This is a genomic window from Colwellia sp. RSH04, from assembly GCF_003545765.1.
Classification (GTDB): Bacteria; Pseudomonadota; Gammaproteobacteria; order Enterobacterales; family Alteromonadaceae; genus Colwellia.
In genome coordinates this window covers 1-5834 of record NZ_QXIO01000024.1, presented here as the reverse complement: position 1 = coordinate 5834, position 5834 = coordinate 1, and the positions used below count along the sequence as shown (strand labels likewise).

Annotated in this window: 9 protein-coding genes; all 9 read left to right on the top strand. The window is 35.9% G+C overall.

The window, feature by feature from the left end:
• Positions 1–472 precede the first annotated feature (472 nt).
• The 9 genes from D1094_RS18155 (at position 473) to D1094_RS18115 (ending at position 5673) form a co-directional block, all read left to right on the top strand.
• Positions 473–838, top strand: a complete 366-nt coding sequence (locus D1094_RS18155; protein WP_118961515.1) for a hypothetical protein — start codon at positions 473–475, stop codon at positions 836–838.
• Between the two features lie 433 nt (positions 839–1271).
• Entirely contained in the window at positions 1272–1601 is a 330-nt protein-coding gene (locus tag D1094_RS18150) for a hypothetical protein (protein ID WP_118961514.1), read from the top strand.
• 116 nt (positions 1602–1717) lie between these two features.
• Positions 1718–2047, top strand: coding sequence for a hypothetical protein (locus D1094_RS18145; RefSeq protein WP_118961513.1), 330 nt, complete (start codon positions 1718–1720; stop codon positions 2045–2047).
• A gap of 124 nt (positions 2048–2171) precedes the next feature.
• The gene (locus tag D1094_RS18140; protein WP_118961512.1) at positions 2172–2516 is read left to right on the top strand and encodes a hypothetical protein; all 345 of its coding nucleotides are present in this window, start codon (positions 2172–2174) and stop codon (positions 2514–2516) included.
• A 112-nt stretch (positions 2517–2628) separates the two neighbouring features.
• Complete coding sequence (locus D1094_RS18135) at positions 2629–2925, top strand: hypothetical protein (protein WP_118961511.1); 297 nt, start codon at positions 2629–2631, stop codon at positions 2923–2925.
• 839 nt (positions 2926–3764) lie between these two features.
• Positions 3765–3998, top strand: coding sequence for a hypothetical protein (locus D1094_RS18130; RefSeq protein ID WP_118961510.1), 234 nt, complete (start codon positions 3765–3767; stop codon positions 3996–3998).
• A gap of 133 nt (positions 3999–4131) precedes the next feature.
• Positions 4132–4419, top strand: a complete 288-nt coding sequence (locus D1094_RS18125; protein ID WP_118961509.1) for a hypothetical protein — start codon at positions 4132–4134, stop codon at positions 4417–4419.
• A 462-nt stretch (positions 4420–4881) separates the two neighbouring features.
• Positions 4882–5253 carry an SMI1/KNR4 family protein gene (locus tag D1094_RS18120; protein ID WP_118961508.1) on the top strand — a complete coding sequence of 124 codons (372 nt, stop codon included), beginning with the start codon at positions 4882–4884 and terminating at the stop codon, positions 5251–5253.
• 108 nt (positions 5254–5361) lie between these two features.
• Complete coding sequence (locus tag D1094_RS18115) at positions 5362–5673, top strand: hypothetical protein (RefSeq protein WP_118961507.1); 312 nt, start codon at positions 5362–5364, stop codon at positions 5671–5673.
• The last annotated feature ends 161 nt before the right edge of the window (positions 5674–5834 follow it).

Here is a 5834-nt window from a genome sequence, read left to right as displayed (position 1 = left end):
TCAAATCGGACACGTAACAGTTGGCCATCGCTTCGCGATTATAGCCAATGTTACTTTGCCGTTTAATATAAACGTTAGTTGCCCGCACTAAATCAGTATTATTTATTTGCTAGTTTAGTGTTTAACACGTAGTTTCGTGTCTGGTTCAATCTTTGGTTTGGCAATGGAAGTGCCTTCAAACTTACTTCTCTTTTTGCTCAACCCAGTTTTCGCCTTACACGTTTATAAGTTCAAACTTGCTTTAGTTTTAAAGGCTCAAAGTTCAGGCTTTGGTGTGTAGTGCGGGAAAGCTTTTGGTTTCTTCCGTTAGGTATAGAAACATGGTAGTGTGTTGTTAGTTTAATGCTTTAAATATCAAGCAACTAACAAGGCAATCAACAGGACAAATAACAGCTTGGCTTTTGCTCCTGCGTCGCTATTTTAGCCAAGCATTATTTGCCCATTATTGTGGCGTTATGTTGCAAGGAGTCGCATGAGTATATCCCCAGAGTCATATTCCTTATTAGCTAAAAAGTATTCCCACTTAAAAGTTAAGTTGTTCCTTGTTTCAGCTTTATTAATGATCCTATTTTTTATCGGCTCTTCGTTTCCAACAGGAATACTTTGGAGCTTCACAATATTTTTAGCATCTTTATCTACATTAATGTTTTTTACTGCTATTTTCTTGCACTCTTTTAAAAACTTAGATTCACAAAATAGCTACACCCCATTTTGGTATCGGGTTGCACGAATTACTGAGTGGTTTAAGGTAATATTATTTACCGCAGTTGTACCACCACTTGCCATTGCAACTTTAGTGGTTCCTGTTATTGTATTTATAAAGTTTTCAGCAACATAACAAGCTAATTAACAGGACAAATAACAGTTGGTTTTTGCTCCTCCGTCGCTTATTTTAACCAACTATTATTTGCCCATTATTAGGGCGTTATATGCTTTAAAGAATTAGCTTTAGATAAAGTGCTTTCTAGTGCATAGTTTTTCGCTAAAACTAGTTAGCATTAGCACTAATAAGCATTGCCTTTTATACCTTTTTCAAAGGTGGCAATGCTATTAATTTTGTTCTGGCTTTAGTGAGTAGCGTAAAAATTCACGGTCAGGTTTTTATATTACGGGCAATTATAAGTTCGTGCAGTGTTTGGCTACAGCTAGCGCTGCATATAACAAGTTGCTCAAACGGACACGTACAGTTTGCTCGCGCTTCGCGCATTATAGCAAATTGTACTTAGCCGCTTAGCAAAGCGTTATGTTTCTCGGGATGAATGGAGTACCTAGTGGGATTTAAAATTGAAAAAACGGATCAGTATTGGAAATGCTTAGAAGAAGCTTACAATCCAGATTTATCAAAAAAGCGAGCAAAAGAATTGCTTGAGGGCTTTTTATATTTCAAATCTAAGACTGTAAGTCAGCAATCTGGAACACCTAAAAAAGCTGAGGATGCAATAATACATTTGCAGAGTGTTTTAGGAAGTGGCTCTGATAAAACATCAAAAGGTGCTTTAACCATATTTTTTGAACATCCTATAATTTCAGCTTTTATAGCAGGTATATTTATTCTTGTAGTATGGCAATTTCTTGGCCCTTATTTTGGTACAGAAACATAACAAGTTGCTTAAACGGACAAAAAACAGTTGGCTTTTTGCTCGTACCTCGCTTATTTTAGCCAACCATTTTTTGCGCGCTTAGCAAGGCGTTATGTTTACAAGGAGGTATCGAGTATATGAGTTACGTTCAAGATAAAACCAAGACTGAAATTCTGAATGAACTAGCAGGTACAGCGCATCCTGGCAGCCAAATTCACGAGCAGCAAAAAGCAGGGATTATAGTTAGGTGTACGGAAGATATACAGGTATCTCTCGAAAAACAAACTAACGCCACGCGTAAAGTTAATAATTCACTGGAACAACTCAATTTAAGAATTGATAGCTTAGAAAAGTCATTTCAAGAATCATCAAATTCATCAAGTAAAGTTGCACTTTCTCTAAATTGGTTAACTGGCGCACTTGTTTTAGTTGGTATCGCTCAAGTTGCAATAGCGTATTTCAAGTAAACATAACAAGAAATTAAACAAGGACAAAAAACAGTTGGCTTTTGCTCCTTCGTCGCTTATTTTAGCCAACAATTTTTTGCCTGTTAATTAGGCGTTATATTTGCAATCAAGTTTCTGAGTAAAAATGTCGGATAGAGAATTAAAATTAGTAGATTCTATTAAAAATAGTGCATCAAATATTATTGTTGCTACTTGTTTTATGAGTGGTGTAGCGTTTTTTGATTACATGCTTTTCATTCCCGTTGTTATTTTTGCACTTATTGGTTTTGCCATAATAAAATGGAAATCAGCATCAATTGCTTTTGCAGGGCTAATCGTAGGAGTTTACTTTATGTATTTACTTTCTAACGATCTTAGTCAGCTTGGCCTAACTAAACTTCTGCTAATTGGTTGGGTATGCTTGTCTTCAATCCATGCGCTAATTAAAACTATTCTATTAAAAAGAATGCAGAGTAAAACGCAAATATAACAAGCATTTAAAGCGGGACTGCTAACAGTTTGCTCGGTTTCGCTTCGCTACACATTTTAGCAAACAATTATCAGCCCCTTAAATGGGCGTTATGTTGCAAGGAAGGCTCGGAGTGCTATTAAAATTACAAAAGCATGTATTTGCGCTGTCGTTCGTATTGATTCTTTTGTTTTTCTTTTTTCATTATCTAGGTTACAACACAGAGTCACTAATAAGTATTTACTTATTTTTAAGTGTTTGGGGTATAGAAAAGTGCATATCTTGGCAGTTAGGTTATAAAATTGGAGTGGCTCCAATGATAACTATTCCAGTAAACGCAAACAGACAAATAAGGTTACTTGGGTTAAGTTGGGGTGTGGTTATTTCAATTTTAGGTTTTTATAACTTATTCAGTGTATTAGCAACATAACAAGTAATTAAACAGGGACAAAATACAGTTGGTTTTGCTCCTTCGTCGCCAATTTTAACCAACTATTTTTTGCCCATTAATTGGGCGTTAGATCGGTAACGATCTGTTGTATGTGTTTATCGGTTAGATGATTTAATGTACTGTATAAATAATCAGTATATTAACGCGCGCTGCTATGATGAGAAAATCTAACCGAAAAGTTGACACGCGCTATACTTCTTTCATTGTCCTTTAAGTGAGAGAACGTGAGCCTAGCGTGTCTTTGCTAAGGCGGAGCGACTCTCACTTAAAGGACAGCGCTTTGGGAGTATGTTCAGATCAATTTCGGTTAGTCGCGCGCTTAAGTGGTTGATTATCTGGAAAAGTTTGGTGGAGTTACCGTCTAACAAGGCGTTCAACTCGGACAAAAAACAGTTGGTTTTTGTTCGTGCCTCACAATTTTAACCAACTATTTATTTGCCGGTTAACAGCGGCGTTATATGCTAATAAAAATTAGCTTTAGATAAAGTGCTTTCTAGTTTAGTGTTTTACGCTAAATTAGGTTTGGCTCAGCACTAATAAGCATTGCCTCTTTTACCTTTTTCAAAGGTGGCAATGCTATTAATTTTGTTCTGGCTTTAGTGAATAGCGTAAAAGTTCACGGTCAGGTTTTTATATTACGGGCAATTATAAGTTCGTGCAGTTTTTGGCTACAGTCACCGCTGCATATAACAAGTTGCTCAAACGGACACGTACAGTTTGCTCGCGCTTCGCGCATTTTAGCAAATTGTACTTAGCCGCTTAGCAAAACGTTATATTGCCTAAATACTTAGGCAGCTATTCATCAAAAGGAGTACTTGATGACTGAAAAAGATATTGCAAAGTCTATAAATAAACATAGCGTAAAGCCTATTATAGGTCTGGCTATCTTGATTCTAATATTACAAATATTGAATGGCTATTTATTCGAAAGCGATCCCATATCACCAACTCTCATTATTATTTTTTCTATTGGTGGGTGCATGTATATCTTTCAAAAGGTACTTGTTGATTTACTTGTAATCCCAAAAGAGTCAAAATCAACAGAAGAGTAAGCGGCATATAACAAGCTGTTAAATCAGGACAAATAACAGTTGGCTGTTTGCTCCTTCGTCGCTTATTTTAGCCAACAATTATTTGCCCATTAACGAGGGCGTTATGCTGCAATGCAAATTATGGAGTAAATCAATGAATGGAACGATCAATCTAAAATCTGGTTTTATGTATGATGTCACTGCATCAAATTTAAAAATGGCAGATAATATTCCTATGAGTGGCACCCTAAAATTAAATGATAATGCCATATCACAATTTTCAAAAGATGCTTCAGAATTTGGTAGCTGGAAAAGTGCTATGGAATTAAAGCTTACTTTGGACATTAATGGCTCTTACCATGACTTAGAAATTCTGTTAAATGAGCCACCAATTAATTCAGCAGTAAGTTTTCAAACAGTGTCAGTGGGAAGTGCAGCATAACAAGTTGCTTAAACGGACGTAAAACAGTTGGCTTGCGTTCGTTCCTCACTAATTTTAGCCAACAATTTTACGCCGCTTAGCAAGGCGTTAGCTACCTCTCAGGAATAGTTGAGTATTTGGCTTGTGTGGTGATAAACGAAAAATGGGAACACCTTGAATAAAACAATAATCTATTTTCTATTTTTGATTTTATTAGTCGCCTCTATGTTTGGTTTATTTGAGCTAGTTGAATTAGATATGCTTTCATTAAAGTCAGCATTTTTTATACAGCTAATTCTTTTAGCTTTATTTATTTTTATTCAAAAGCTATTAAAAAAAGCTAAAGTTCAGCGCAAATAGGTAGCTAACAAGCAAATTAATCAGGACAAATAACAGTTGGTTTTTGCTCCTACGTCGCTTATTTTAACCAACTGTAATTTGCCCATTATTTGGGCGTTATGTGTAATCAAGGATTCGGTGTAAATGGAAAGTTTTGAGTTCAAACCACCAAGCGATATAGAAATTTCTGAGGCTCAACAGAAATTAGGTTTTACGTTTCCAAACGATTATATCGACTTTATCAAATCTGGTTATGATCTTGGAAATGCTCCAATGGAAGCTTTAGAAATCAATAACGCTCAAAGTCACCTTGATATCTATTCCGCAATTGCAGATGCTAAAAAATTCTATGATCTTCCCGATGAATTGCTTCCAATTTGTGAAGACAACTCTGATTACTACTGCCTGAATAAATCAGGCCAAGTAGTCTTTTGGTCGCATAATGGCTTAACTGATGAAATGTGGCAAAATACAAAAGAGTGGCGTAATCAAATGATTGCTGAGGCTTTAGAGTAAATTACACATAACAAGGCGCTTAACAGGACAAATAACAGTTGGCTTTTGCTCCTGCGTCGCTTATTTTAGCCAACAATTATTTGCCCATTAGCTGGGCGTTAGGTTTCTATGAAGCTACTCATAAAATGGAGTTTTATTCACGCAATTTTTACGGCTGTAAATTTAGTCGCATTATTGGTGTTATCTCTAGGTTATGGCTTCTCCGAAGATATGCCAGAATATATGAATGTGTTTGCAACATATTGGGCAAACTTTACGGAAATTTTACTTTTTCCGTTAAACGATTTGTGGGTAAGTTTACCTAAAGATAACTTTTGGAATAGTGATTTTATTTCATATGTAGCTTTCGCATTAAACAGCCTACTGTGGGGCACAGGCATAGCTTTAAGTATCAAAACTTATCGCAAGACCAAAACCTAACAAGGCAATAAAGCAGGACAAAAAACAGTTGGTTTTTGCTCCTTCGTCGCTTATTTTAACCAACTATTTTTTGCCTCTTATTGAGGCGTTATGTGCAAAGGAGTGTCATGCTATATCACCACGTATTAGAGAAAGTATTCTTCTATATTGTACTCTTCCTA

Bases quoted from the DNA above. Each gene is read 5' to 3' on its own strand.
- D1094_RS18155 (WP_118961515.1), top strand. From the start codon at position 473: ATGAGTATATCCCCAGAGTCATATTCCTTATTAGCTAAAAAGTATTCC.
- D1094_RS18145 (WP_118961513.1), top strand. From the start codon at position 1,718: ATGAGTTACGTTCAAGATAAAACCAAGACTGAAATTCTGAATGAACTA.
- D1094_RS18140 (WP_118961512.1), top strand. From the start codon at position 2,172: ATGTCGGATAGAGAATTAAAATTAGTAGATTCTATTAAAAATAGTGCA.
- D1094_RS18130 (WP_118961510.1), top strand. From the start codon at position 3,765: ATGACTGAAAAAGATATTGCAAAGTCTATAAATAAACATAGCGTAAAG.
- D1094_RS18125 (WP_118961509.1), top strand. From the start codon at position 4,132: ATGAATGGAACGATCAATCTAAAATCTGGTTTTATGTATGATGTCACT.
- D1094_RS18120 (WP_118961508.1), top strand. From the start codon at position 4,882: ATGGAAAGTTTTGAGTTCAAACCACCAAGCGATATAGAAATTTCTGAG.
- D1094_RS18115 (WP_118961507.1), top strand. From the start codon at position 5,362: ATGAAGCTACTCATAAAATGGAGTTTTATTCACGCAATTTTTACGGCT.